The 21847-nt window shown below is 49.0% G+C and carries 22 protein-coding genes, 13 tRNA genes and 1 rRNA gene; 4 read left to right on the top strand and 32 right to left on the bottom strand.

The genetic code is table 11. The annotated features are described in order from the left end of the window. Window positions 1-3: 3 nt before the first annotated feature. Together HII30_RS07435 and HII30_RS07430 are read right to left on the bottom strand one after the other, a co-directional pair. A complete protein-coding gene (locus HII30_RS07435) occupies window positions 4-708 on the bottom strand; it encodes a DUF2225 domain-containing protein (protein WP_169504578.1) in 705 nt (234 codons plus the stop codon). A 35-nt stretch (window positions 709-743) separates the two neighbouring features. Then, on the bottom strand, window positions 744-1121 hold the full coding sequence (locus HII30_RS07430) for a globin domain-containing protein (protein ID WP_169504386.1): 378 nt from the start codon (window positions 1119-1121) through the stop codon (window positions 744-746). Window positions 1122-1591: 470 nt separating this feature from the next. Between HII30_RS07430 and ylbJ the strand changes: the two genes are divergently transcribed. Both ylbJ and HII30_RS07420 read left to right on the top strand, forming a co-directional pair. Continuing rightward, complete coding sequence (gene ylbJ / locus HII30_RS07425) at window positions 1592-2809, top strand: sporulation integral membrane protein YlbJ (protein ID WP_211184477.1); 1218 nt, start codon at window positions 1592-1594, stop codon at window positions 2807-2809. Between the two features lie 66 nt (window positions 2810-2875). Next, on the top strand, window positions 2876-3679 hold the full coding sequence (locus HII30_RS07420; RefSeq protein WP_169504385.1) for an NAD kinase: 804 nt from the start codon (window positions 2876-2878) through the stop codon (window positions 3677-3679). 66 nt (window positions 3680-3745) lie between these two features. Here the strand turns inward: HII30_RS07420 and HII30_RS07415 are convergent, their stop codons facing one another. Both HII30_RS07415 and lipA read right to left on the bottom strand, forming a co-directional pair. Beyond that, entirely contained in the window at window positions 3746-4366 is a 621-nt protein-coding gene (locus HII30_RS07415; RefSeq protein WP_169504384.1) for a YutD family protein, read from the bottom strand. A 24-nt stretch (window positions 4367-4390) separates the two neighbouring features. Beyond that, complete coding sequence (gene lipA, locus HII30_RS07410; protein WP_169504383.1) at window positions 4391-5296, bottom strand: lipoyl synthase; 906 nt, start codon at window positions 5294-5296, stop codon at window positions 4391-4393. 203 nt (window positions 5297-5499) lie between these two features. Here lipA and HII30_RS07405 point away from each other — a divergent pair, with 203 nt between their 5' ends. Further along, entirely contained in the window at window positions 5500-6594 is a 1095-nt protein-coding gene (locus tag HII30_RS07405; RefSeq protein ID WP_246246183.1) for a M23 family metallopeptidase, read from the top strand. Window positions 6595-6637: 43 nt separating this feature from the next. On the opposite strand, the gene yunB is transcribed toward HII30_RS07405, so the two are convergent. The 4 genes from yunB to HII30_RS07385 all read right to left on the bottom strand — a co-directional run bounded on the left by yunB (window position 6638) and on the right by HII30_RS07385 (window position 10599). Next, window positions 6638-7519, bottom strand: coding sequence for a sporulation protein YunB (gene yunB, locus HII30_RS07400; RefSeq protein ID WP_169504575.1), 882 nt, complete (start codon window positions 7517-7519; stop codon window positions 6638-6640). 310 nt (window positions 7520-7829) lie between these two features. Further along, entirely contained in the window at window positions 7830-9071 is a 1242-nt protein-coding gene (locus HII30_RS07395; RefSeq protein WP_343045075.1) for an NADH:flavin oxidoreductase/NADH oxidase family protein, read from the bottom strand. A gap of 1 nt (window position 9072) precedes the next feature. Continuing rightward, the gene (locus tag HII30_RS07390) at window positions 9073-9885 is read right to left on the bottom strand and encodes a TrmH family RNA methyltransferase (RefSeq protein WP_169504382.1); all 813 of its coding nucleotides are present in this window, start codon (window positions 9883-9885) and stop codon (window positions 9073-9075) included. 51 nt (window positions 9886-9936) lie between these two features. Continuing rightward, window positions 9937-10599, bottom strand: a complete 663-nt coding sequence (locus tag HII30_RS07385; protein ID WP_169504381.1) for a potassium channel family protein — start codon at window positions 10597-10599, stop codon at window positions 9937-9939. A 128-nt stretch (window positions 10600-10727) separates the two neighbouring features. Between HII30_RS07385 and HII30_RS07380 the strand changes: the two genes are divergently transcribed. Next, entirely contained in the window at window positions 10728-10967 is a 240-nt protein-coding gene (locus HII30_RS07380; protein ID WP_169504380.1) for a small acid-soluble spore protein SspI, read from the top strand. Window positions 10968-11062: 95 nt separating this feature from the next. On the opposite strand, the gene HII30_RS07375 is transcribed toward HII30_RS07380, so the two are convergent. From HII30_RS07375 to rrf, 24 genes are all read right to left on the bottom strand, one after another. Beyond that, complete coding sequence (locus tag HII30_RS07375) at window positions 11063-12643, bottom strand: peptide chain release factor 3 (protein ID WP_169504379.1); 1581 nt, start codon at window positions 12641-12643, stop codon at window positions 11063-11065. A 113-nt stretch (window positions 12644-12756) separates the two neighbouring features. Continuing rightward, window positions 12757-14310: a glucose-6-phosphate dehydrogenase gene (gene zwf, locus HII30_RS07370; protein ID WP_169504378.1), complete on the bottom strand. Its 1554-nt coding sequence runs from the start codon at window positions 14308-14310 to the stop codon at window positions 12757-12759. Between the two features lie 137 nt (window positions 14311-14447). Next, window positions 14448-15209 carry a YwmB family TATA-box binding protein gene (locus HII30_RS07365; RefSeq protein WP_169504377.1) on the bottom strand — a complete coding sequence of 254 codons (762 nt, stop codon included), beginning with the start codon at window positions 15207-15209 and terminating at the stop codon, window positions 14448-14450. Window positions 15210-15358: 149 nt separating this feature from the next. Further along, window positions 15359-16003, bottom strand: coding sequence for a response regulator (locus HII30_RS07360; protein WP_169504376.1), 645 nt, complete (start codon window positions 16001-16003; stop codon window positions 15359-15361). Continuing rightward, on the bottom strand, window positions 15969-17093 hold the full coding sequence (locus tag HII30_RS07355; RefSeq protein WP_169504375.1) for a sensor histidine kinase: 1125 nt from the start codon (window positions 17091-17093) through the stop codon (window positions 15969-15971). Before HII30_RS07355 ends, HII30_RS07360 begins: the two co-directional genes overlap by 35 nt. A gap of 47 nt (window positions 17094-17140) precedes the next feature. Further along, on the bottom strand, window positions 17141-17785 hold the full coding sequence (gene liaF, locus HII30_RS07350; protein ID WP_169504374.1) for a cell wall-active antibiotics response protein LiaF: 645 nt from the start codon (window positions 17783-17785) through the stop codon (window positions 17141-17143). A gap of 164 nt (window positions 17786-17949) precedes the next feature. Further along, window positions 17950-18633: a PspA/IM30 family protein gene (locus HII30_RS07345; RefSeq protein WP_169504373.1), complete on the bottom strand. Its 684-nt coding sequence runs from the start codon at window positions 18631-18633 to the stop codon at window positions 17950-17952. 1 nt (window position 18634) lies between these two features. Then, a complete protein-coding gene (locus HII30_RS07340; protein ID WP_169504372.1) occupies window positions 18635-19117 on the bottom strand; it encodes a PspC domain-containing protein in 483 nt (160 codons plus the stop codon). A gap of 2 nt (window positions 19118-19119) precedes the next feature. Continuing rightward, complete coding sequence (locus HII30_RS07335; protein WP_169504371.1) at window positions 19120-19794, bottom strand: PspA/IM30 family protein; 675 nt, start codon at window positions 19792-19794, stop codon at window positions 19120-19122. Window positions 19795-19838: 44 nt separating this feature from the next. Continuing rightward, window positions 19839-20141, bottom strand: coding sequence for a hypothetical protein (locus tag HII30_RS07330; protein ID WP_169504573.1), 303 nt, complete (start codon window positions 20139-20141; stop codon window positions 19839-19841). A 278-nt stretch (window positions 20142-20419) separates the two neighbouring features. Next, window positions 20420-20499, bottom strand: a tRNA-Leu gene (locus tag HII30_RS07325). A gap of 8 nt (window positions 20500-20507) precedes the next feature. Then, window positions 20508-20584 (bottom strand) — tRNA-Arg (locus HII30_RS07320). Window positions 20585-20593: 9 nt separating this feature from the next. After that, window positions 20594-20667 (bottom strand) — tRNA-Cys (locus HII30_RS07315). Window positions 20668-20678: 11 nt separating this feature from the next. Continuing rightward, window positions 20679-20753, bottom strand: a tRNA-Gly gene (locus HII30_RS07310). A gap of 7 nt (window positions 20754-20760) precedes the next feature. Continuing rightward, window positions 20761-20835, bottom strand: a tRNA-Gln gene (locus tag HII30_RS07305). A gap of 23 nt (window positions 20836-20858) precedes the next feature. Next, window positions 20859-20934, bottom strand: a tRNA-His gene (locus HII30_RS07300). A gap of 15 nt (window positions 20935-20949) precedes the next feature. Further along, a tRNA-Trp gene (locus tag HII30_RS07295) sits at window positions 20950-21023 on the bottom strand. 7 nt (window positions 21024-21030) lie between these two features. Continuing rightward, a tRNA-Tyr gene (locus HII30_RS07290) sits at window positions 21031-21116 on the bottom strand. Window positions 21117-21119: 3 nt separating this feature from the next. Next, window positions 21120-21195 (bottom strand) — tRNA-Thr (locus HII30_RS07285). 20 nt (window positions 21196-21215) lie between these two features. After that, window positions 21216-21291: transfer RNA gene (locus HII30_RS07280), tRNA-Phe, on the bottom strand. 24 nt (window positions 21292-21315) lie between these two features. After that, window positions 21316-21392: transfer RNA gene (locus HII30_RS07275), tRNA-Asp, on the bottom strand. Window positions 21393-21396: 4 nt separating this feature from the next. Next, window positions 21397-21473 (bottom strand) — tRNA-Met (locus tag HII30_RS07270). 177 nt (window positions 21474-21650) lie between these two features. Beyond that, window positions 21651-21725 (bottom strand) — tRNA-Glu (locus HII30_RS07265). A 36-nt stretch (window positions 21726-21761) separates the two neighbouring features. After that, window positions 21762-21847: ribosomal RNA gene (rrf, locus tag HII30_RS07260) — 5S ribosomal RNA — on the bottom strand; the annotation flags it as partial.

Here is a 21847-nt window from a genome sequence, read left to right as displayed (position 1 = left end):
GTTCTAAGGAGCAGCATGACCGTCCGAAGACGTGGACAGCTTCTCAGCTTCCATCTGTTCCCTGAGAAGCGCCCACTGCTCTCTTGAGGCCCGAATCATCGCGGAGTCCATAATCTTTTTATCCTGTACAACTCTGGAAAACCACTGAACCGCCTCCGAATACCGGCCGACACGGCGGTTTATCTCGCCGATCAGGTACAGCAGACGTGCATCACTGCCTGTGGTGCCCTCCAGCTCATAGCAGCGAACATAAGCATCCAGACTATAAGTGAGGAAACGCTGTTCCTGTTCCTGATTACCCTGATAACGGTAGAGCCAGGCAATATGATGAAGCAAACTTGCGAGAATGCGGTCCTTCTCGCCGGTTGACTGAGCACATAAGAGCGCGAGTTTATAGGTTTCCAAAGCATCTTCAAGACTGCGCTGGCCGCCAAAGTCACGTTCAATCCACCGGTTTCCGATTTGTTTAACGAACGCCGATTTCTGGACTTCGGTCAAGCTCGCGGCTGAATTTTCAGTGGAGGCGAAGCCGCATTCGGGGCAGACACGGACCACATAATAATCAGGATTCTCATTCTTATAATACCCGCAGAAATCGGTATCGCTGAGAATCGCCTTTTTAAAGCTGGGGCGAACACGTGAAGTTTCAAAGCTGTGTTCGCAGTTGATGCAGGTTACATTGATCTTATACAGCGGTTCCATGGTCATACTCATGACTTTTCTTATCCCCTATGCGGTTGACGTTAATAGCTGTTAACAAAGTGCCGGGCAGGTCCCGTTAATCGATCCAGGACAAAAGTTCTAAGCGGTTCATCGACTCTGATATCGGTCAGTGCTTCAGCCATACAGCCAAGCCAAGCATCTGCATGAAGGTCAGTAATGGTAAACTTCATGTGCCTGGCCCGCATCATTGGGTGTCCATAGGCTTCCGAGAATAAGGCCGGTCCTCCAAAGAACTGGCTCAAAAACATATATTGCTTCTCCATGACCGGCTCGATATTTTCTGGAAATAACGGAGCCAGGACATCATTTTGCTGAACTCTAGGGTAAAAAGCCTCAACTAATGCACGAATACCTTCCGCGCCTCCAAGCTGATCATAAATGCTGAGACTGGGATTCATCTGGTGTCATCTCCTATCTGTGATGAATGATTACACTTGCGTCTCTCCATTATATCAGACCAGGACAAAAGGTCTATCACACGAGCGTTTCGTGGAGTGCTGTTGTAAAAAAATCCGCAGCAGGTACAAAAAAGGGTGCTAAACCTGAGTTTAGCACCCTTACCCCTATCAGTAACTTCTCCAGTCCTCTTCTCCCTGACGAACGAGAGATGCACGTATAACATAAACGAAGGCACATACCAGCAAACCCGTCACAATACTCATGATCATCACTCCATCCCGTTCCATATTACAAAGATGTGCTTTGATGTTTTTTATTATAGCACAATGTTCGTGAAAATAAAGTACTTTTGTAACCGCTTTCTAGGACTTTTTGTACTGTTTGTCCTATTCGCCGCATACAGTGGAGCAGAATGCCAAGAAGAATTACGGAGCAATTCTGTCCTTTTCAGGAGGCGAACCCAATCCACATGAAGAAGCTGTATTTATCTTTAATGGTTTTCATGATGATGTCCCTCGTAGTCCTCATGGGAATATATCCAGAGCCTGCTCTGACAGCCGCTGTTCGCGGCCTGTCCATTTGGTGGGACGTACTTTTCCCTTCATTATTCCCCTTCTTTGTCATATCTGAAGTACTGCTTGGTTTCGGAGTAGTCCATCTAGTCGGCACACTGCTGGATCCGTTTATGAAACCCTTATTCCGCATTCCCGGCAGCGGAGGATTTGCAGCGGCAATGGGGTATGTTTCAGGCTATCCTGTGGGTGCCAAGCTTACGGCCAAGCTGTGGGAGCAAAAAATGATCACCCGTGAAGAAGGAGAACGGCTGGTCGCCTTTACGACATCGTCTGATCCTATATTTCTGATCAGTGCCGTATCCGTCGGTTTTTTTCATAATCCCCGTGTCGGTCTTGTATTGGCACTGGCTCATTATGGCAGCGGCCTTGTGATCGGCCTGCTCATGCGTTTTCATGGCGCCAAGGCTCCAGCTTCCCTCCCTAACAGCCCTGTACTACTGCAAGGAAACCGGCTCAAAACTGCACTTCATGCCATGCATCAGGCCAGAGTGGAGCACGGCAGGCCATTTGGCATACTCTTGACTCAGGCGATCCAATCCTCTCTCCAGCTTATTATTGTCGTTGGAGGGCTTGTTGTATTCTTTTCCGTATTTCTGGAATTGTGGACCCAAGCCGGTGTGCTCTCCTTGTTAAATCAGACATTAGGCCTCCTGCTCCATCTTTTCGGAATTCCCGAACAGCTGTCTTCTGCACTGATGGGCGGTTTTTTCGAAGTCACCCTTGGAGCAAAATATGCCGGTGGCGCGGGAGAAACGATACCGCTGCTCTACAAAGCAGCGTCTGCTGCATTTATTCTGTCCTGGGGCGGACTTTCCGTACATGCGCAGGTCGCCAGCATACTGCACTCGACCAACCTGCGTTATCTGCCTTTTATGGCGGCCCGCTTTGTTCATGGGATCCTCGCAGCAGTGGTTGTACTAGTGATTTGGGAGCCGTTGATGGCTAGGTCAGGCGCGGCTTTCATGCTTCCGGCTGTTTCTTACGGTATGCTGGACGGTTATACCCATATCATGACCCTGTTTTGTATTTCGGCCGGAATGGCCCTGGGCGTGATGGTTCTGATCGAAGCCGTCTTTCTCATAGGGCGCAAATTCCGTGAATTCACAAGGTGAAACATTGTGTTCTGTCCCATTATTGATTATCATCGTTATATAATCTTACAAAAGGAGCTTATCGACTTGAGATACTATGTTCTGGACCGCGGCGATCCATTGTCCGTCGAATTAAGTCAACAATTTCATAAGCTGGCGGAACAGCGGGGCTTCAAACTGGATGCGGAATCACCGGAGATCGTAGTTTCCATAGGCGGGGATGGTACAATGCTTCATGCATTTCATACCTTCATCGACCGTATTCCCGATTTGGCCTTTGTTGGGGTTCATACGGGCCATCTCGGATTTTATGCCGACTGGAAAGCAGATGAAATTCCGAAGCTGGTCGATATGATGTGCGGCGAAGGTGATCCCAAAGCTATGAAACCCCGTATCGTGAAGTACCCTCTCGTTCAGCTCGAGATTCATAAAAAATCCGGTTCGGCCTCTTATATTGCCTTAAACGAATTTACACTTAAAGGTGTCGACGGTACCGTTGTTGCCCAAATTGATATTAATGATGTTACCTTTGAAATGTTCCGGGGAGATGGGATCTGCATATCTACACCATCCGGCAGTACAGCCTATAATAAAAGCGTAGGCGGCGCTATGGTGCATCCCTCCATTGATGCCCTTCAAATCGCTGAGATTGCTTCCATTAATAACCGGATTTTCCGTACACTCGGTTCGCCTCTGCTTCTGCCAAAGCATCATCACTGCGATATTTTCTCGCGGAAGGACCAGCGCCTTCTCCTGACGGTCGATCACAATAATATTGCAATTGATGATCTGATCTCCGTCCGCTGCCAGGTTGCCGAACAGCAGGTCAGCTTTGCACGTTATCGTCCATTTCCGTTCTGGAATCGGGTACGTGATGCTTTTCTTGGGTAATAGACAATACTTGATTAAATGCCAAAAAAAACAGCAGCCGCGGATTCGCGGCTGCTGTTTTTATGATTAGGTTCCATCATTCTGAGAGCGCTGTTTGGCTGCCGGCCTGGACTCCCGGCGCTCCCGGTTCTCCCGGGACTTGGAGTCCTTCCATTTAGAAGGCTTCCCGGATTTATGTTCCCTGGGTTCCCGGTTCTCCCTGGAATCCCGTTTATTCCGGGGTTCAGCGGAGTTTCGGTCATAGCTGCCCTGATGATTTTTAACAGAAGGTTTGATTTCTTCTTCTGCTGTGTCACTGCCTGATTCTCCATCTGACTCAGACTGAGCCATCTCTTCTTCCTTACTTGCAGCCTGTGCGGCTTCGAGGAGCTCCTGCGCTTCTTTGAGCTCCTTGAGTTCATTCGGATCCTTGATCTCCTTGCTCTTGTAAAGAACAAAATAGGCACATCCAAAGTTGCAGTACTCATTGATGTAGTCGGATAACGTAGAGAAACTGGAGTCTCTGCTGGCTTTGGGATGGTTATCCTTGTAGAACCCTTTTAACCGGAGCTGGTTATAGCCCCAGTCTCCGACAATATAATCATATCGCTCCAGCACCTCACTATAACGGTCGCGAAACACTTCCATATTCCAGCCATTCTTGTAATCTACAACAACTTCATAGCTTTTATTGCCTATAACGATCAAGCAAGTTCCCCCTGCCTTTCCCGGCTAAGACCGTACAATTTCTTCCTTCCGGCGTTCAGCGGACTGGACCTGCTCATGCGCGTGATACGAACTGCGTACAAGCGGACCTGATTCCACATGACTGAACCCGCGGCTCAGCCCCTCTTCCTTCAGCTTCGCGAATTCTTCAGGGGTATAGTATTTCTCAACATTCAAATGCTTTGGAGACGGCTGAAGATACTGTCCGATCGTCATGATGTCACAGTCGACAGCACGGAGATCATCCATCGTCTTCAAAATCTCATCCCATTCCTCGCCCACACCCAGCATAATGCTGGACTTGGTAGGAATGTTAGGCTGCATGTCCTTCGCATTGCGCAGCAGACCAAGGGAACGCTCGTATTTTGCCTTTGCACGAACCCGGTCAGAAAGCCGTTCCACAGTTTCAATATTGTGGTTTAAAATATCCGGCTTTACATCCATCACCATCTGGAGGGCTTCGGTATTTCCCATAAAGTCAGGGATCAGCACTTCGACACTGCATAGGGGAAGACGTCTGCGGACTGCTTTGACGGTTTCTGCGAATATGTACGCTCCGCCATCCTTCAGATCATCCCGTGCAACACTTGTAATAACACAGTGCTGCAGGTTCATCTGCTCCGCGGCCTCTGCCACGCGTTCCGGCTCCTGCATATCCAATTCTGTCGGCAGTCCTGTATTCACAGCACAGAATCGGCAGGCCCGTGTACAGATGTCTCCCAGAATCATAAAGGTTGCGGTTCGATTTGCCCAACATTCATAGATATTCGGGCAGCGTGCTTCCTCACATACTGTATGAAGAGTTTTAGAGCGCATCATATTTTTGATCTCTTTATAATTATCGCCCGTCGTGAGCTTAATCTTGATCCAATCCGGCTTCGGGTTCGGTTTGCTGTCTCTAGTTTTGGTCAAGAAAGAAACCTTCTTTCGTTTAGAAGTTAGGTAGTCCAAGGACTGTCCCATATTATATCATGAAAAGCCTTTGATTACCTATCCTTGTCGTTATGGAATTGATCTTTCCTCGGCATGGATAAAAACAGCACGCGTGAAACACCCTACAGGAAGGCATTCATGCGTCAATCGAGATTCAAGCTGCAACTCAGGAGGGCAGGAATATGAACAAACTAACACGCCAAAAAAACAGGCAGTGGGTCAGGCGGATTGCCGCTTTGATGGTGATCCCATCTGCCGCATGTTGTTTCTGGCAGGGCGGTACTGCTGCTGCACATGCAGATCACGCGCCTTCTCCCGTGGCAGCCTTTGCTCCCGAAAAGAAGGACAGCGACGTCTTTACAATGAGAAAACAGCTGTATGAACGCATTTCCGCCGTGACTCAGATCCCTTGGTACCGCTTGGCGGCCATCGATCAATATGAGCGTACGTTAACCCGGGTTCATCCCAAAGACAGAAAACATCCCGAACGGGCCATCGGAATTTTTGTACCTTTGACCGCTTGGGCTGGACCGCTTAACCCTGATCCTGAAGATACGTATCCTGTCACCATTGAGCTGTATTCGGGAATGGGCCTGGATGGGGACGGGGACGGGAAAGCGGAATCCAACAACAATATCGATCTGCTGTACAGTGTGGCCTCTAAATTGAGTGCATACGGACACCGTGAGGACAATTTTGCAGACGGTTTGTGGGCTTATTATCAGAATGGACGGGCTGTTCAGCGTATTCTTCAGTATGGGAAGCTGTATGAAACCCATGGACGCCTGGATTTATTTGATCACGCCTTTCCGCTTCCTGTCAAAAGCGATTTCTCATACCGCAGCACGTATGGTCTGGGGCGAAGCTGGGGTGGGCGCCGTATCCACGAAGGGACCGATCTGTTTGCCAGATACGGTGTCCCGGTACGAAGCACCTGCCACGGTGTTGTAGAACTTAAAGGCTGGAACCGGTTTGGGGGATGGCGGATCGGCATTCGCGATCTGAACAACCATTATCACTATTATGCGCATCTGCAGGGATTTGAAAAAGGGATCAATGCCGGTGATATTGTCACGCCCGGTCAAACCATTGGCTGGGTCGGCAGTTCAGGTTATGGAAAACCCGGCACCTCCGGCAAATTCCCTCCTCATCTGCATTACGGAATTTATCGGGATACCGGATTATCCGAATGGTCTTTTGATCCTTATCCGCTGCTGAAACAGTGGGAAATACAGGAGCGCCAATCGCTTCGAAAGAACAAACAAACGCACCGTTGAGAACGGTGCGTTTGCGTTTTGTTAAGGCTGGCTCTTTTTCTGATCAAGATCCATGGTCTGCTTCTTTCTGGGATGGACTCGTTGTTTCTGGCGAACTCCCGCCGAGTTCGTCTTTAGCTGGAGATTCCACACCCGGATTCACGGGAACCGTCGTTTGGGGTCCAGGAACGGATTGCAGTTTCTCTCCATGATTGGGTGCAGGTGAAGGTATAGCGATGCTCGGTGCAGCAGAACGATTCTCGCCGACAGGCCGGCCCTGATTATCATAATAATACATAGGAACATCACCAACAACCAAAAGGTATGATATGGGAATGTCGGTCTCCACTACCTGCGGCTCCATATCAAAAGGGACGACGACGGCTACTTCGGTCACAATATGAACAAAGACTTCTACCAGGATCATATTAATTCCAGCTTCCTGCTGCCTCGTATCCAGCTGAACTTTTACCGCGCCCTGCGGTTCTATTTTCACAGGAATTTTCGGTCCAAACGAAGCCACGATCGGACTTTTCAGTACCTGTCCCAAAGGAATATGTTCCTTCCGGTTATGAATGGATTCCAGCGTTTCCTGAACGAGCTGGGTCGTAAATGAGGTGATCCTAAGATGCTCTGCATAATTAAGCATAAACCCTGTTACTTTTCCGGCACTGTCTGTCTGCCAGTTCACCAGATTATCGAAGGTCTTCCCTTCAGAAACCTGGCTTGTAATCGCTTTGTTAATCGCTTCCGTAGCAATCTGCTTCACCCGAATTTGAGCCAGATGCATGATGGGGGGCTTCAGATTCCGCTCGACGTATAAAAAAAGTTGAAATATGGCAAACAGCAGCACAAAAACAGCAAACAGCCACCACTTTTTCCGGCTCTTCGGTCTTGTCTCATGCTGTCTTGACGGTCTCCATGCAGAAACACCAGGTCTCATCATGCGAACCGGCTTTCGGTAGACTCGCTTCATTCGGCCTTTAGGCCAAGACGGCCAGGACGGCAGTGACAAACGGCGGCTTCCCCATCTTTTTCTACGAAACATAGGCGTCCCCCTCCCGGTATCGGAGGCATCACAGCTTGTGCATTCATGCCTTTCCTTTACAAGAACATATGCGGACAACATGTAAAAAAGAAGACCCGCGTGTCGGTTATCTTAGGACACTGCCAGCATTCACAACAAAAAGACCGAGACCACAACATCGTGGTTTCGGTCCTTTACATAAGGATGGGCTATTATCATCTGTAGAAGGTCATGCCCGTTTTTTTCTCAAGATCTGAATACCGCTGTCCATGAGCAATTTGAGAAGCTGCCTCTTCCCGATCGGTTGATTTACCGGCCGTTTTCCTGCGCCTATTCTTTTGAGCTGGGATGAATACCATACATTCTCCAAAAGACCCAGCTTCTGATCAAGACTTTTCGATCCGGTTGTGACCTTGGGGACTTCCATCGATTCATAATGCCCATGTTGAATCTGAACAGGCAGCTCCGGCATAACCGCAAGCGGTCTGGCAATACCGATCATATCGCTTTCTCCGTCGATAATCGCCCCATTCATGGCACGGACCGAGCGAAATCCGCCTGTAACGACCACCGGACAAGCTACGACGGACTTGACTTTAGCAGCAAAAATCAGAAAATACGCTTCCCGTTCCCGTGTGCTCTCCCGGACTTCACTTCCGGTCATTGCCGGCTTTTCATAGCTGCCGCCGGATATTTCAATCAGGTCAATCCCTAAATCGGACAGTGTGCGAATCACTTCCAGGGACTCTTCTTCTGTAAATCCGCCTCGCTGGAAGTCTGCAGAATTCAGCTTGATGCTCACCGCATATTCCGGTCCGACCTCATGGCGAATAGCCTTGTAAATTTCGGTCACAAAGCGCATCCGATGCTCCAGGCTGCCGCCCCATGCATCATCTCTGCGGTTATGATGAGGAGAGAGAAACTGACTTACGAGATAGCCGTGTGCGCCGTGGATCTGTACCCCGCTGAATCCGGCCTGTTTGCAGATCAATGCCGAACGTGCAAAACCTTGAATCAGCTCGCGGATCTCATCTTTCGTAAGTGCTCTGGGCGCTGCAAAATAGCGGCTTAAACTGCCGCCGAGCGGGATGGCACTCGGAGCAACAGGCTCTTTGGAGAGGAACTTGGGTGATTGCTTGCCTGGATGGTTCAGCTGTACCCAAAGATGTGCACCCGTGCCTGTGACACTTTGAGCCCACGCCTTCAGCTTGTCCATATGCCGGTTATCTTCCACCACCACATTACTCGGCTCGCCTAAGGCAAGGTGGTCTATCATGACATTTCCCGTCACAAGCAGCCCGGTCCCTCCTTCACCCCACACCTTATACAGGTGGATCAATTCCTGTGTCGGACCATAGGAATCATCCCCCATCCCTTCGCTCATGGCAGATTTGAAAAAGCGGTTTTTGATCACTACACCGCAAGGCAGCTTCAGAGGCTGAAACAGAGCCTCATACCGTTCGTCATTCACACTACAATCCTCCTTGGGAGCGCTGCGAATATTCCCGCTGTCTCAACGCTTCAAACAAAAGAATCGTTGCTGCCATCGCCGCATTAAGCGATTCTGCCCGTCCGGGCATCGGAATGATCACCGCATCATTCACCATGGCTGTGACCTCCGGAGATACTCCGCGGCCTTCACTGCCAATCACAATCCAGCAAGAGCCGGTGTAATCGTAATGAAAGGCTGCTGCCTTTCCTTCCAGCGAAGTGGTGACCAGCCTCGCCCCTCTTTCTTTGGCTTGCGGAAGCAGTTCTTCCAGATCCCCTTCAATCACGGGCAGATGAAACAAAGATCCCATGGTCGAGCGGACCGTCTTGGGATTATATAAATCTGCACAGCCTTTCCCCAGGACCACACCGGCTGCGCCGGATGCATCCGCGCTCCGGATGATGGTGCCTACATTGCCGGGATCCTGCACTCCATCCAGCACGATGACAGGACGCCCGGCATTTTGCAGCAATTTGTCCCATGGACCTTGTTCTTTGCGTACAATGCCAAGAACCGGCTGAGGTGTGGAGGCATCGCTGATTTTCGCGATAATTGCCTCTGTTACGCCAATCCACTCCACTTTTCGGCCGAGGTCCGGCAGATTCCGGAGTTCAGCAGGAATGCCTTGATCCCGGTCATATGCAACAACCTCTACATCCGCGCCGGCAAGAAGCGCCTCCTGAACGAGATGAATACCCTCAACCAGATATTTACTCTGCTTCTCCCTATGCTTCTTCTCCTGCAGTTGAACCCAGGACTTGACCCGGGCATTTTGCAGCGATAAAATCTCCACAACATCACCTGCTTTTTTCATTCATACATAATAAGTGCTGTAACAACAATATTATTTCGGATAAGCAAGCTCCAGCTTCGTTAAATCGTTTTTCTGCCCCACAATGACCAGAACATCGCCTGCTCTCAGTCGATCTTCCGGATGGGGTGAAATGTTCATCGATCCGTTCGTTCGAATTCCCATAACGTTACATCCAAATCGTGCCCGGATATCCAGCTCCTTCAGGTTCATTCCGATCATCTCGGAAGAAGCTTTCATTTCCATGATGCTGTAATCATCCGAAACCTCAATATATTCAAGAATATTGGGTGATACGAGGTGATGTGCGACTCGAAGCCCCATATCCCGCTCAGGGAAGATCACTTTATCCGCACCAATCTTGCCAAGAACCTTGCCGTGAAGTTCATTTTTTGCCTTCACAATAATGACTGGCACGCCTAAATCTTTGAGAATCAGTGTCGTCAGAATGCTCGACTGGATATCCTCTCCAATAGCTACAACTACGACATCGAAGTTTCGGATGCCCAGCGCACGAAGTGCTTCTTCATCTGTGGAATCCGACGATACGGCATGTGTCACCAAACCCGCGATCTCCTGGATGCGCTGTTCGCTTGCATCCACGGCCAATACATCAAAGCCCATGCCGCTGAGCTCTTTAGCCACACTCGTACCGAAACGTCCCATGCCGATCACGGCATATTGTTTTTTTGCCATATTCTTTCCCCCCGGACGCAAGTATATGCTGTTAAGCCAGTATAGCATAGCACAGGATATTCTTGAATTTATCACTCTTGGTGCGGGCACATTAATGGAGACCCCAAATAACAAGGAGGAACATTTCGATGTCCATATTGTTAGATCTAAGGCAGGCCGTCATTCATAAGGTCCATGAACAGGATGAACAACAGCTGCGCTCCATGATCGAGGGTTCCGTTGACGGTCCGGAAGCCGCTCTTCCGGGCCTTGGCGTCATGTTTGAGATGATGTGGAAGGATATGAATGCGTCCGCCCAGACTGATCTAATCTCTTCCCTTCATGACCACCTCAAGACTGTAACGCCAGGTCAGCTGGTACAGAAATAACAGTCTTGGCTGTGCAAAATCCCCCCGCCGCCTGGCAGGGGGATTTTGTTATACGTCGTTCTTCTATTTCGAATTGCTAAATCTCAATTGCCGATTTAAGGCGCCGTTTCAAGAAATTGAGCCGTCGGGTTTTTATCTACTGCGGTTCTCATCGCATACTCATTCTCGAACAGAACGACATAATTGTCTTTTTTGTCCTTCACCAGCGTAGAATTAATCCGGAACTTGGACGCGTCGACCTTGTCATCGACCAGCCACCGTGCGAACTGATATGGCATACGCTGAAGCTGGACTTCCACTCCATATTCCGCCTTCATACGGTATTCAAATACCTCAAACTGAAGCTGACCGACAACACCTAAGATCATATCGTCAAAATTGATGGTCCGGAATACCTGGATCGTGCCTTCTTCTGTAAGCTGATCCACACCCTTTTGATACTGCTTATGCTTGAGTGCATTTTTAACAGTTACCTTAGCGAACAGCTCCGGGGAGAACGTTGGAAGCTCATTAAAAATAACTTCTCCTCCCTGGCTCAAGGAATCGCCGATGCGGAAAATACCGGGATCAAACAACCCGACAATATCACCCGGGTAAGCTTCTTGAATGATATCACGATCTTGGGCTAAAAATTGCTGCGGCTGCGACAGTTTAATATCTTTCCCTGCACGGATATGTCTAACACTCATGCCCCGTTCGAATTTCCCTGACACAATCCGAAGAAATGCTAGACGATCACGGTGAGCCGGGTTCATGTTCGCTTGGATTTTGAAGACGTATCCCGTAAACCGCTCGTTCGTCGGTTCAATCATGCCTTCTGTGCTGCTGCGCGGCTCCGGTTTCGGTGCCAGCTGCAGGAAGTTCTCCAGAAAGGTCTGTACCCCGAAATTGTTAACAGCACTTCCGAAGAAGACTGGGGTTAGTTCACCCTTCAGCACTTTATCCAGGTCGAACGGGTCTCCTGCCACATCCAGCAGCTCCAGGTCCTGACACAGCTGATCATGCAGGTATTCTCCTGCCATTTCACGTATAACCGGATCGTTATAATCATCGACCTTTTTCACTTCAATAGTAGAATGGTCTTCGCCATTGAACAGCTCCACCTGATTCTTCATGCGGTCATAGACACCGCATAAATCCCGTCCGGATCCGATCGGCCAATTCATAGGCACAGAACGAATACCCAGCACTTGTTCGATCTCTTCCATGAGATCAAACGGGCTGCGCCCTTCACGGTCAAGCTTATTGATAAACGTAAAGATCGGAATTCCCCGCTTGGCACAAACCTGGAACAGCTTGATCGTTTGCGCCTCGACCCCTTTGGCTACGTCAATCAGCATGACGGCACTGTCCGCTGCTGTAAGTGTCCGGTAGGTGTCCTCACTGAAATCCTGGTGACCCGGTGTATCCAGTATGTTAATCCGGTGACCTTTATAATCAAACTGCATCACAGAGGATGTTACTGAAATTCCCCGCTGTTTCTCAATTTCCATCCAGTCACTGGTTGCGTGCTTGCTTGCTTTACGGGCCTTAACCGACCCTGCCAGACGAATGGCGCCGCCAAACAGCAGCAGCTTCTCGGTAAGTGTTGTTTTACCGGCATCCGGGTGGGAGATAATTGCAAACGTTCTGCGCTTATCGACTTCGGCTTGCAGCTCATTTTGGATTTTGCTCATTTCACTGTTCCCTTCGTACTAAAGTCATGTATATCATTGTACCACAATCCATACGCAAATCATCCCCATACGAGTAGCGTACGGGGATGATTTTTGTATATTACATGTTCACATTAATTTGCACCTTTGTTCCATATCACTTTATCTTCATCTTGACCGTTCACCGGCCACCAGTGGAATCCATCCTTCTGCAGAAGCTCATCTGCTTTTTGAGGTCCCCAGGATCCTGCAGGATAATGCTCCAGCTGGCCTTGGTTCTCTCTCCAGGACTGTGCAATCTTATCCACGAAGGACCAGGCCGACGCCACTTCATCCCAACGGGTGAAATACGTATGATCACCGCGTGCAGCATCATGAAGCAGACGCTCATAAGCTTCCGGCGAGTTAATGCCCACCAGACAGCTCTGGCAGAAGTCCATCGCTACCGGCTCGATCTCCGATTCTGATCCCGGCTTTTTCGCATTGATCTTCACATACAAGCCTTCCATCGGATTCACGCGGATTACGAGCAGATTCGGCTCCAGTGAATGTTTCTGACCGAGGTAGACATTGCCCGGCATGCGTTTGAATTCAACGACCACTTCCGTTGTTTTCACCGGGAGGCGTTTGCCTGTACGGATATAGAACGGAATGCCTGCCCAACGGAAATTATCCACAAACAAACGTGCAGCAAAATACGTTTCCGTGTTGGATTCCGGATGAACCTTATCCTCTTCACGATATGCTGTAAGCTCTTTGCCGCCGGCACTACCCTTGGTGTACTGGCCGCGGACCACATTCTCAGCCACATCATCACTGGATGCGTAAGGACGCAATGAACGAAGTACCTTCACCTTCTCATCACGGATATCCTCTGGCAGCAGACGGCTCGGGGGTTCCATGGCAATCATGGTCAGCATCTGCAGCATATGGTTTTGACCCATATCACGCAAAGCTCCCGCATTGTCGTAATACCCGCCGCGCTCTTCTACACCCACGGTTTCGCCAAGCGTAATTTGTACATTAGCGATGTGTTTGTTGTTCCACAGCGGTTCAAAAAAGGCGTTCGCAAACCGGATCACTTCAATATTCTGTACCATTTCTTTGCCCAGGTAGTGGTCAATCCGGTAAATTTCTTCTTCCTTAAACACCTGATTAATTTCTTCGTTCAGCTTCGCCGCTGACTCCAGATCATACCCGAACGGCTTCTCGATCACGAGACGATTCCAGCCCGCACCATCCAGCATGCCGCCCTTCATCAGGTTGAAGGAAACACTGCCGAAAAGTTCTGGAGCAAGTGCCAGATAAAACAGACGATTGCCGGGAATGCCGAACTTCGTTTCCAGACTCTCAGTTTGCTCGCGAAGCTCGCGGAAGCCGTCAATATTATTAATGTCGAGCGATTTATATTCAAAATGCTGCGCAAACGTGTTCCATTCCTCATTCAAATCGGAACGGTACCGTCCGAATTCCTGGATCGATTGATATACATCCTCACGGAATTCATCCTGTGTGCGTGGGCGGCGCGCCACGCCAATGACCGCAAAATCCTCGGAAAGCTTCCCTTCACGGTAAAGGCTGTAGATCGCCGGAAACAGCTTGCGTCGTGCCAAATCACCGGTCGCTCCAAAGATGAAAAATACCGATCCCGGTGTGTTCAATGTATCCAGATTTTGATATTCAGTCATGGCTCCTCATTCTTTCTATGTAATATAGTGTATTTTTATGCATCGAAACTTACCACGATGTGATGACATTTTAGCATATCCCTGTCAAGGATGCTATCTCATTTCATACTTTTTCATCTTTAATTCAGATAATCGATTTAATATTCTACGGTAATGACGGGAAATCCGATCGTAATGGTACTCTTATTCTTCATGTAATCTTCATGCACAGCGATCTGCATATGAATGGCCTCCTCACCGCTGAGCACTTTACGAGCTAAAGACGGAACTTGATAAGAACGGCTGATCGTGGAGGAATTCTTGTCTTCATAAGAATCCAGCATCTGAACCTGCATCATCTGAGAATATGCTGTCTCTACCCTAGCTGCAAGCTCCTCTGCCGGTTTGCTACTGCCTACATTTCCCTGAAAAGCCGCATTCCATTCCGCAGATATCCCTTGTCCCTGAAGTACCCGAAGAGAACGGTCACGCACTTCCAGCCATCGCTGGATTGTCCCATCAGCCTGACCCTCTATCTGAATTTTGAAATAGCTTTTATTCTCACTCTGCACCACGTCAAAAGAAACTTTGACATCCCCCATACGTTCCCGAACCCGGTACGTTCTCTGACCGTTTTCTTCTTCTGAACGAAGACCGGACCAGCCCAGCTGCTTTACAATGTTGTCCGCCATTTGTTCAAGTTGTGCGCTCGTCAGAGCTTCATGCTCCCCTTGAACTTTAATCGTGGCATATAGAGGTGCTGCGATGTTCTTGCGGGTTAGATCATATAATTCCATCAACTCATCGGATGGTGGCGTATGCTGCTCTGCTTGCTCTGCAGCTGCAAAACCAGCAAAGACAGCTCCGAGGATTACTATAATTGCAGTCAGCATCACCCATTGAACTTTATAAAATTTCATTCCGGTCAGCCCCTCATTACAGATTGGAATCTATCAACCTAGTAAAAGGATGCCCGAAAGATTAAATTCTATTCCCGATTCTAGCAAAAAAAGCCCTGAGCTATAAATAGCTTGAGCCTTAAAATACTGCAAGTTTACAACAGGGAATGCTATTCCGCTAATCCGTTCTTATACGCATAGATAGCCGCCTGTGTGCGGTCTTCCACGCCCAACTTGGCCAAGATGTTCGTAACATGAAATTTTACAGTCTTGATCCCGATAAACAGGTCATCTGCAATATCCTGATTTGATTTACCCTTGGCGAGCAGCGTAAGCACTTCCATCTCACGATCCGTCAATTCACTATGGGCGGGTGCTTCCGCCTGGGGATGCCGGAACCGGTTCATCATCTTGGATGCTACCTGGGATTCCAGAACTGACTGTCCTCTTGCAGCAGCCCGAATGGCATCCGCCACTTCAGAAGCACGAGATGTTTTTAACAAATAACTGAATGCGCCTGCCTCAATGACAGGATACATCTTTTCATCGTCCAGATAACTGGTAAGCACTATGACCTTGCAGTCCGGAAACAGCTTCATAAGCTGACGTGTAGTCTCAATCCCGTCCATGCCGTCCATGACCAGATCCATGAGCACCACATCGGGATGATATTCATTCGCCAGTCGGATACCTTCTTCCCCGCTGCCGGCCTCGCCAACCACTTCAATTCCATCTTCCGTTCCCAACACCGCAGCTAATCCGATCCGAACCATCTCATGATCATCGACCAGAAGCACTTTGATGGATGTTTCCATCTCTGATTCCACTTCGGCTGCCATCTCCATCCCCCTCATTTTTCTTTCGTTCATCGTCCATCAATGGAACGGATATTTCAATACGCGTTCCTTTTCCAGGTGCAGTAATGATCTGAATCGATCCCCCAAGCTCTGTAACACGTTCTTCCATCGTCGACAAACCGTAGGAAGCCTGCTTTCTTTCATCCAGCTCAAAACCGATACCATCATCCCGAAGCATGACCCGAACCGTGTTCTGCTTCCGGTGAATACGGATATCCATCTTCTCGGCTTTGGCATGACGCAGTGTATTGGACATGGCCTCCTGTACGATCCGGAACAAATGATTCTCGATCCCTTTGACCAGGGTCATGCCTTCTTCCATCTCCAAATGGATGTCCATTGGCACCTTGATCTGCAGCTCCCGAATCAGCTCACGCAGCCCCTGTTCCAGGGCCTTGCCCTCCAGATAGACCGGACGAAGATGCAGCAGAAGTGCGCGCATTTCCGATTGGGCAACAGAGGCCATTTCCTCAATCAGCTCCACCTGACGCTGAGCTTTACCAAAATCTTTTTCAAGCGTTCTTCGCACGGCAGTTGCCGTCATCGAAATCGCAAACAGCTGCTGTGAAACCGCGTCATGAAGCTCTCGCGCTAATCGCTGTCGTTCCTCTACAATTGCAGAGACCCGGGCCTGTTCCGCAAGCTGTGCATTATTGGTGGACAGCCGCTGCAGTGTGGTCACTTGTTCTTCCCAGCGCTTGCTGATCCGATCCAGCTGATCACCGAGTCTGCCGACCTCGTCGTCGCCAACATCCGGCATCGAGCCAGGATGAATCCCGCTCTTTTCCCATTCTGTTAATGTTTCTCTCACCCGGTCCAGCTTCCGTTTCGTTCGGTAGCCCTGAAAAAATCCATACACGGCCCCCAGCGTGATGGGCATCAGCGTGATCGTAATCCCCGCTTGAATGGCATCTCCCCAATCGTCCATAAGCTGCAGATAATCATATGTATACAAAACATACAGCACAATCAGCATCACCGCAAAGCCCAGGAGGGTGCCCTCGCGCATGCTCCGGGTGATCATGTTTGACTTTTTATCCGAATCCATCGAGCCTTCCCTCCTGTGCAATAACGTGCCTTAACGTAATGATTAAATCATACCAGACGTATGCTCAAGTCCCCGCCCAGATAAAATACGATACATTTCACCTTATAGTCGCAAGTTTCATAATTGGGCGATCTCCAATTCAAACGATTCATGACTCCCGTTTCCCGCTGGCGTCCTGTGTCAATCGAGCCAAACAGCACAAAAGCTTCGATCTTTACCCCGTAATATTCCGGAATCGCAATATCCATATCGCCGAGCAGACCATGAAACATCAGCACGGTCTCTTTTTCCTCCGGCATCGCCAGGGATAAATCTAAATCAGCCTCACCCAGCACATGCCAGACACTCAGGCTTCGCATCACCCATGGGGCACGGTTCCAATCAAAATTGGACATGAAATTCTGCTGCTGAATAAATGAATCGTTCTTATGTGCTCTGCGTGCCTTATGATAAAAAAATCCAAGCGAGATCAAACCGATCCCAATCACAAGCATCATCTGATCCAGCAATAGCAGAACAGCACCGATCCCAAGAAGAATATAGCCTCTTCTCGCCCAGCCGAACCGGATCTGTTGAACTCCTGCAGCCATCAGCAAAAGGGCGATTATGGTGAAGAATCCGAACCATCTGCCAAACAGCATAAAGACGCCTGCTCCAATCAACACAAATGCAATCCAGGCATTCCTCTCCATAACGCACCTCCCTTGTTCATGACTTTATATATAAGTAAGCTCTCTAAAAATGCCAAAACAGTGCGGAAGATCCGCACCGTAAGGCTTTCTGATTCTATGGTGATCGGCGGCCGGATGTACTGCACTCCAGTAGCATATCACATTTACTATCAATCATTCACGAATTACTCAGCCTTCGAGTCACCGCTCATCTTATTCTTCAGCGCATTCAGCTGTTCTTCCACTTTCAGCTGCTTTTCAGCATCTACCGGGCTAGTGTAGGCCTGGTTGGAACGGTAAGGAGCGCGCATCACATCAGCTTCTGCTTCCAGCTGCATGATTTTCTCTTCCATACGGTGGAAGCCCATGGACGCACTTCCGCTCTCGATCGAATGCAGGCTGCTGACCTGGGACATTTGCTTTTTCGCTTTCGCCATTTGTGCGCGAGCTACCAGCTCATTGCGCTTATTGCGCATTTTGTAAAACTCATCCTTCATTTCATGAAGCTGAGCAACAAGCTCTTTCGCTTGAGCTTCGGACTGATCATGAAGATCCTGGTATTCTGTCTGCTTTTGATCAAAGTAAATCTTTTCTTCCAGCAGTTTACGTGCAACTTCTTCCTGACCGTTCTTCAGAGCGAGCTCTGCTTGAGATTCACGCTGTGCTGCCATTTTTACAGCTTCCTCTACACGCTGCTTCATCCGGCGTTCATTGGCCATCTGCTTGGCAACCGTTACCTCAGCCTCATGAATTTCAGCTTCCATATCACGCAAATATTGATTCAGCATTACAATTGGATCTTCCACCTTGTCGAGCAGCTCATTCACCGATGCTTTTGTCATATCCTTAATTCTTTTAAATACTCCCATATTATAAATCTCCCTTCTCGTACTTGGATAATTTTTGTTTGAGTTCATCAATTTCTTTCTTCAAAGCCTTCTTCTCGATGTCCTTCATCATGGCATCCAGATCAGCCTCAGGCGCACTTTGTCTCGGAGAAGGACCTCTTTCATCAAACCCTGGAGCCCGGTAAGAACGATCATAGCCGTCATATTCTCCTTGAAAATCTCTGCGGCCTTCCGGATAACCCTGATGCGGGCCGCGGGGATCATAATCATAACGATAATCCTCTGGCCGGCGTCCCCCGCGTCGATATGGATCCCGATAATTGGGCTCTTTGGGTACGACCAGTGCGGCGATTAAATAGATCAACAGTGTCGCGCCGCCCGTAAAGAATATACTGACTACGAAAATGATACGGATCAGGGTTGAATCGACGCCCAGCGTGTCCGACAGTCCGCCGATCAACCCGGTAAACGCCTTGTCTCGGGTAGAACGGAACAATTTCGTCATGATTACTCCTTTCCGCTGTTGTTCAGCTTTTGCTTCAGACGTGCCAGCTCCCGGTCGAGAATACCAGAGACACCTTCACTTGACTGGCCGGAATACTGGTTATCCATTTTACGAAGATCCCGTAAACTCTGGGCTTCCAGTTCCCAGTCGCTGATGCGATCTTCCAAGCGGTTAAACATCTTCGGTACATCCTGGCCATTGTGAGCTCCTGTACGGCCGTTCATGCGCTGCTGGAGTCTTAGTGTCTCCATGCGTGCTGCGTAGTACTGACGCTTGCTGTAGGCGCTCTGATACTCCATGCGAAGCACGCCAAGCTGCTCTTCTACTTCCCTTAAAGCTTCACGGCTCGTACTCAGCAAGCCTTGATACTGTTCTATTTTTTCTTCATATAACAGCTTTTCCTGAAGAGCTAATTTAGCCAAATGATCTTCTCCAGCCTTTAAAGCCAGAAGAGCCTGTTCCTCGCGTTTGTTTTTCATAGAATCCGCTTGATCCACCTGCTGCTTCAAATGACGGGTGTGGGATTCACATTGCTGCTGAAGTTTCTCTGCCTCCAGGATGTCCTGTCGGGTCGAATGCAGAAACTGATCAATCAATTTGACCGGATCCTGACTTTGCTCCAGTTTTTCATTTAAAGTTGCCATTGTAATGTCTCGGATACGACGAAACACACTCATTATGGGTAATCCTCCTTTTCAATCAAATCGTGTCTGTGTCTAGATTAATAATACCGGTGCCGATTTCTTTTTAATCGGGAAATGCCGAACACGATCAAGGCAATACCCAAGAGCGGACCGATTAACCAGGACAGCTTCCCAATCAGGGACATAATCCCGATGGCGAGCACGATCCAACCAATCAGTGTGTTTCCCTGCTTGATCCCGTAATATCCCAACCCAATCATCAGAATAGGAATCAACAAGCTGAACAACCAGCCTAACAATGGACCGAACACACCCAACAGAATTAAAGCACCTAATCCAATCAATAAAATACTCATTCCATTTGTTTTCGAGCTTCTCAATGTAACACCGCCTCTCTTTTTTAAAATCATTCTTTAGTTTTCTTTTTTCTCATGTTTAGGGGAAATCAACCTTATGACTCTATTTTAGGGAAATTTCATATGTTCTAAAACGGACCACAGGCGGTTTTTCGACCTCGACTTTAGTCGGGGCTATTCACAGACCTTTGTCAATTCATTACAAAACACAAACAAGCGGAGGAGTCTCACTCGTCCACTTGTTTGTATATTTGCTTGGTTAAAAGAAAAAGGAACATGGTTTCCCATGTTCCTTTTTGTAATGCCGGTGAAGGGACTCGAACCCCCACGGTTTCCCTCACGATTTTGAGTCGCGCGCGTCTGCCAATTCCGCCACACCGGCTTGCTAAATGGCGTGCCCTAAGAGATTCGAACTCCTGGCCTTTTGATTCGTAGTCAAACGCTCTATCCAGCTGAGCTAAGGGCACAAAATACAATGGAGGCGCCACCCAGATTCGAACTGGGGATAAAGCTTTTGCAGAGCTGTGCCTTACCACTTGGCTATGGCGCCAAAAACAAAAATGGAGCGGACGACGGGAATCGAACCCGCGACCCTCGCCTTGGCAAGGCGATGCTCTACCGCTGAGCCACGTCCGCAATACGATGGCTGGGGATATAGGATTCGAACCTATGCATGACGGAGTCAAAGTCCGTTGCCTTACCGCTTGGCTAATCCCCAATATGATATTATTGAAAAAAATATGGGGCGATCGATGGGACTTGAACCCACGAATGCCGGAGCCACAGACCGGTGCGTTAACCCCTTCGCCACGACCGCCACAATATTTTCAATTGGCAGGGGCAGCAGGAATTGAACCCACACTAACGGTTTTGGAGACCGCTGTTCTACCTTTAAACTATGCCCCTATAAAACTGGTGGAGGATGATGGATTCGAACCACCGAACTCGTACGAGAACAGATTTACAGTCTGCTGCGTTTGGCCACTTCGCTAATCCTCCAAATGGTGCCGGCGAGAGGACTTGAACCCCCAACCTACTGATTACAAGTCAGTTGCTCTACCAGTTGAGCTACACCGGCGTATACAGTTATTCAAAAAATGGTGGCTCGGGACGGAATCGAACCGCCGACACGAGGATTTTCAGTCCTCTGCTCTACCGACTGAGCTACCGAGCCAAAAAGCTCTTTCGGTTATGAAAATGGCGGAACTGACGGGATTCGAACCCGCGATCTCCTGCGTGACAGGCAGGCATGTTAGGCCTCTACACCACAGTTCCACATTGGTTGCGGGGGCAGGATTTGAACCTGCGGCCTTCGGGTTATGAGCCCGACGAGCTACCGAGCTGCTCCACCCCGCGTCAATATTAATCTTACTACAATATAACCATTGGGGTTCTCATCCCCTGAAGCGAGTGTTAAAAGTGGTGACCCGTAGGGGATACTCTCACTTCGTTCGAGACTGCGAAGTATTCCTATCGATGTCATTGCTCCGACGAACCATTGGGGTTCTCATCCCCTGAAGCGAGTGTTAAAAGTGGTGACCCGTAGGGGATTCGAACCCCTGTTACCTCCGTGAAAGGGAGGTGTCTTAACCCCTTGACCAACGGGCCGAATGAAAGAAACAATGTCCAAAACTTATGTATATCGCTTGGCGGCGTCCTACTCTCCCGGGACCCTTCGGTCCAAGTACCATCGGCGCTGGAAGGCTTAACGGTCGTGTTCGGGATGGGTA

Source organism: Paenibacillus lemnae (assembly GCF_012933385.1).
Taxonomy (GTDB): domain Bacteria; phylum Bacillota; class Bacilli; order Paenibacillales; family Paenibacillaceae; genus Paenibacillus_AQ; species Paenibacillus_AQ lemnae.
The sequence above is the reverse complement of the archived record's forward strand: the minus strand, read 5'-3'. Positions and strand labels throughout refer to the sequence as shown.

Coding starts and splice junctions, on each gene's coding strand:
- yunB (WP_169504575.1), bottom strand. CDS start 7,519: ATGATGAGACCTGGTGTTTCTGCATGGAGACCGTCAAGACAGCATGAG.
- HII30_RS07360 (WP_169504376.1), bottom strand. CDS start 16,003: ATGGAAACATCCATCAAAGTGCTTCTGGTCGATGATCATGAGATGGTT.
- zwf (WP_169504378.1), bottom strand. CDS start 14,310: ATGACTGAATATCAAAATCTGGATACATTGAACACACCGGGATCGGTA.
- HII30_RS07335 (WP_169504371.1), bottom strand. CDS start 19,794: ATGAGTGTGTTTCGTCGTATCCGAGACATTACAATGGCAACTTTAAAT.
- HII30_RS07385 (WP_169504381.1), bottom strand. CDS start 10,599: ATGGCAAAAAAACAATATGCCGTGATCGGCATGGGACGTTTCGGTACG.
- HII30_RS07405 (WP_246246183.1), top strand. CDS start 5,500: ATGAACAAACTAACACGCCAAAAAAACAGGCAGTGGGTCAGGCGGATT.
- liaF (WP_169504374.1), bottom strand. CDS start 17,785: ATGGAGAGGAATGCCTGGATTGCATTTGTGTTGATTGGAGCAGGCGTC.
- HII30_RS07365 (WP_169504377.1), bottom strand. CDS start 15,209: ATGAAATTTTATAAAGTTCAATGGGTGATGCTGACTGCAATTATAGTA.
- HII30_RS07380 (WP_169504380.1), top strand. CDS start 10,728: ATGTCCATATTGTTAGATCTAAGGCAGGCCGTCATTCATAAGGTCCAT.
- HII30_RS07340 (WP_169504372.1), bottom strand. CDS start 19,117: ATGACGAAATTGTTCCGTTCTACCCGAGACAAGGCGTTTACCGGGTTG.
- ylbJ (WP_211184477.1), top strand. CDS start 1,592: ATGAAGAAGCTGTATTTATCTTTAATGGTTTTCATGATGATGTCCCTC.
- HII30_RS07430 (WP_169504386.1), bottom strand. CDS start 1,121: ATGAATCCCAGTCTCAGCATTTATGATCAGCTTGGAGGCGCGGAAGGT.
- HII30_RS07355 (WP_169504375.1), bottom strand. CDS start 17,093: ATGGATTCGGATAAAAAGTCAAACATGATCACCCGGAGCATGCGCGAG.
- HII30_RS07375 (WP_169504379.1), bottom strand. CDS start 12,643: ATGAGCAAAATCCAAAATGAGCTGCAAGCCGAAGTCGATAAGCGCAGA.
- HII30_RS07345 (WP_169504373.1), bottom strand. CDS start 18,633: ATGGGAGTATTTAAAAGAATTAAGGATATGACAAAAGCATCGGTGAAT.
- HII30_RS07435 (WP_169504578.1), bottom strand. CDS start 708: ATGACCATGGAACCGCTGTATAAGATCAATGTAACCTGCATCAACTGC.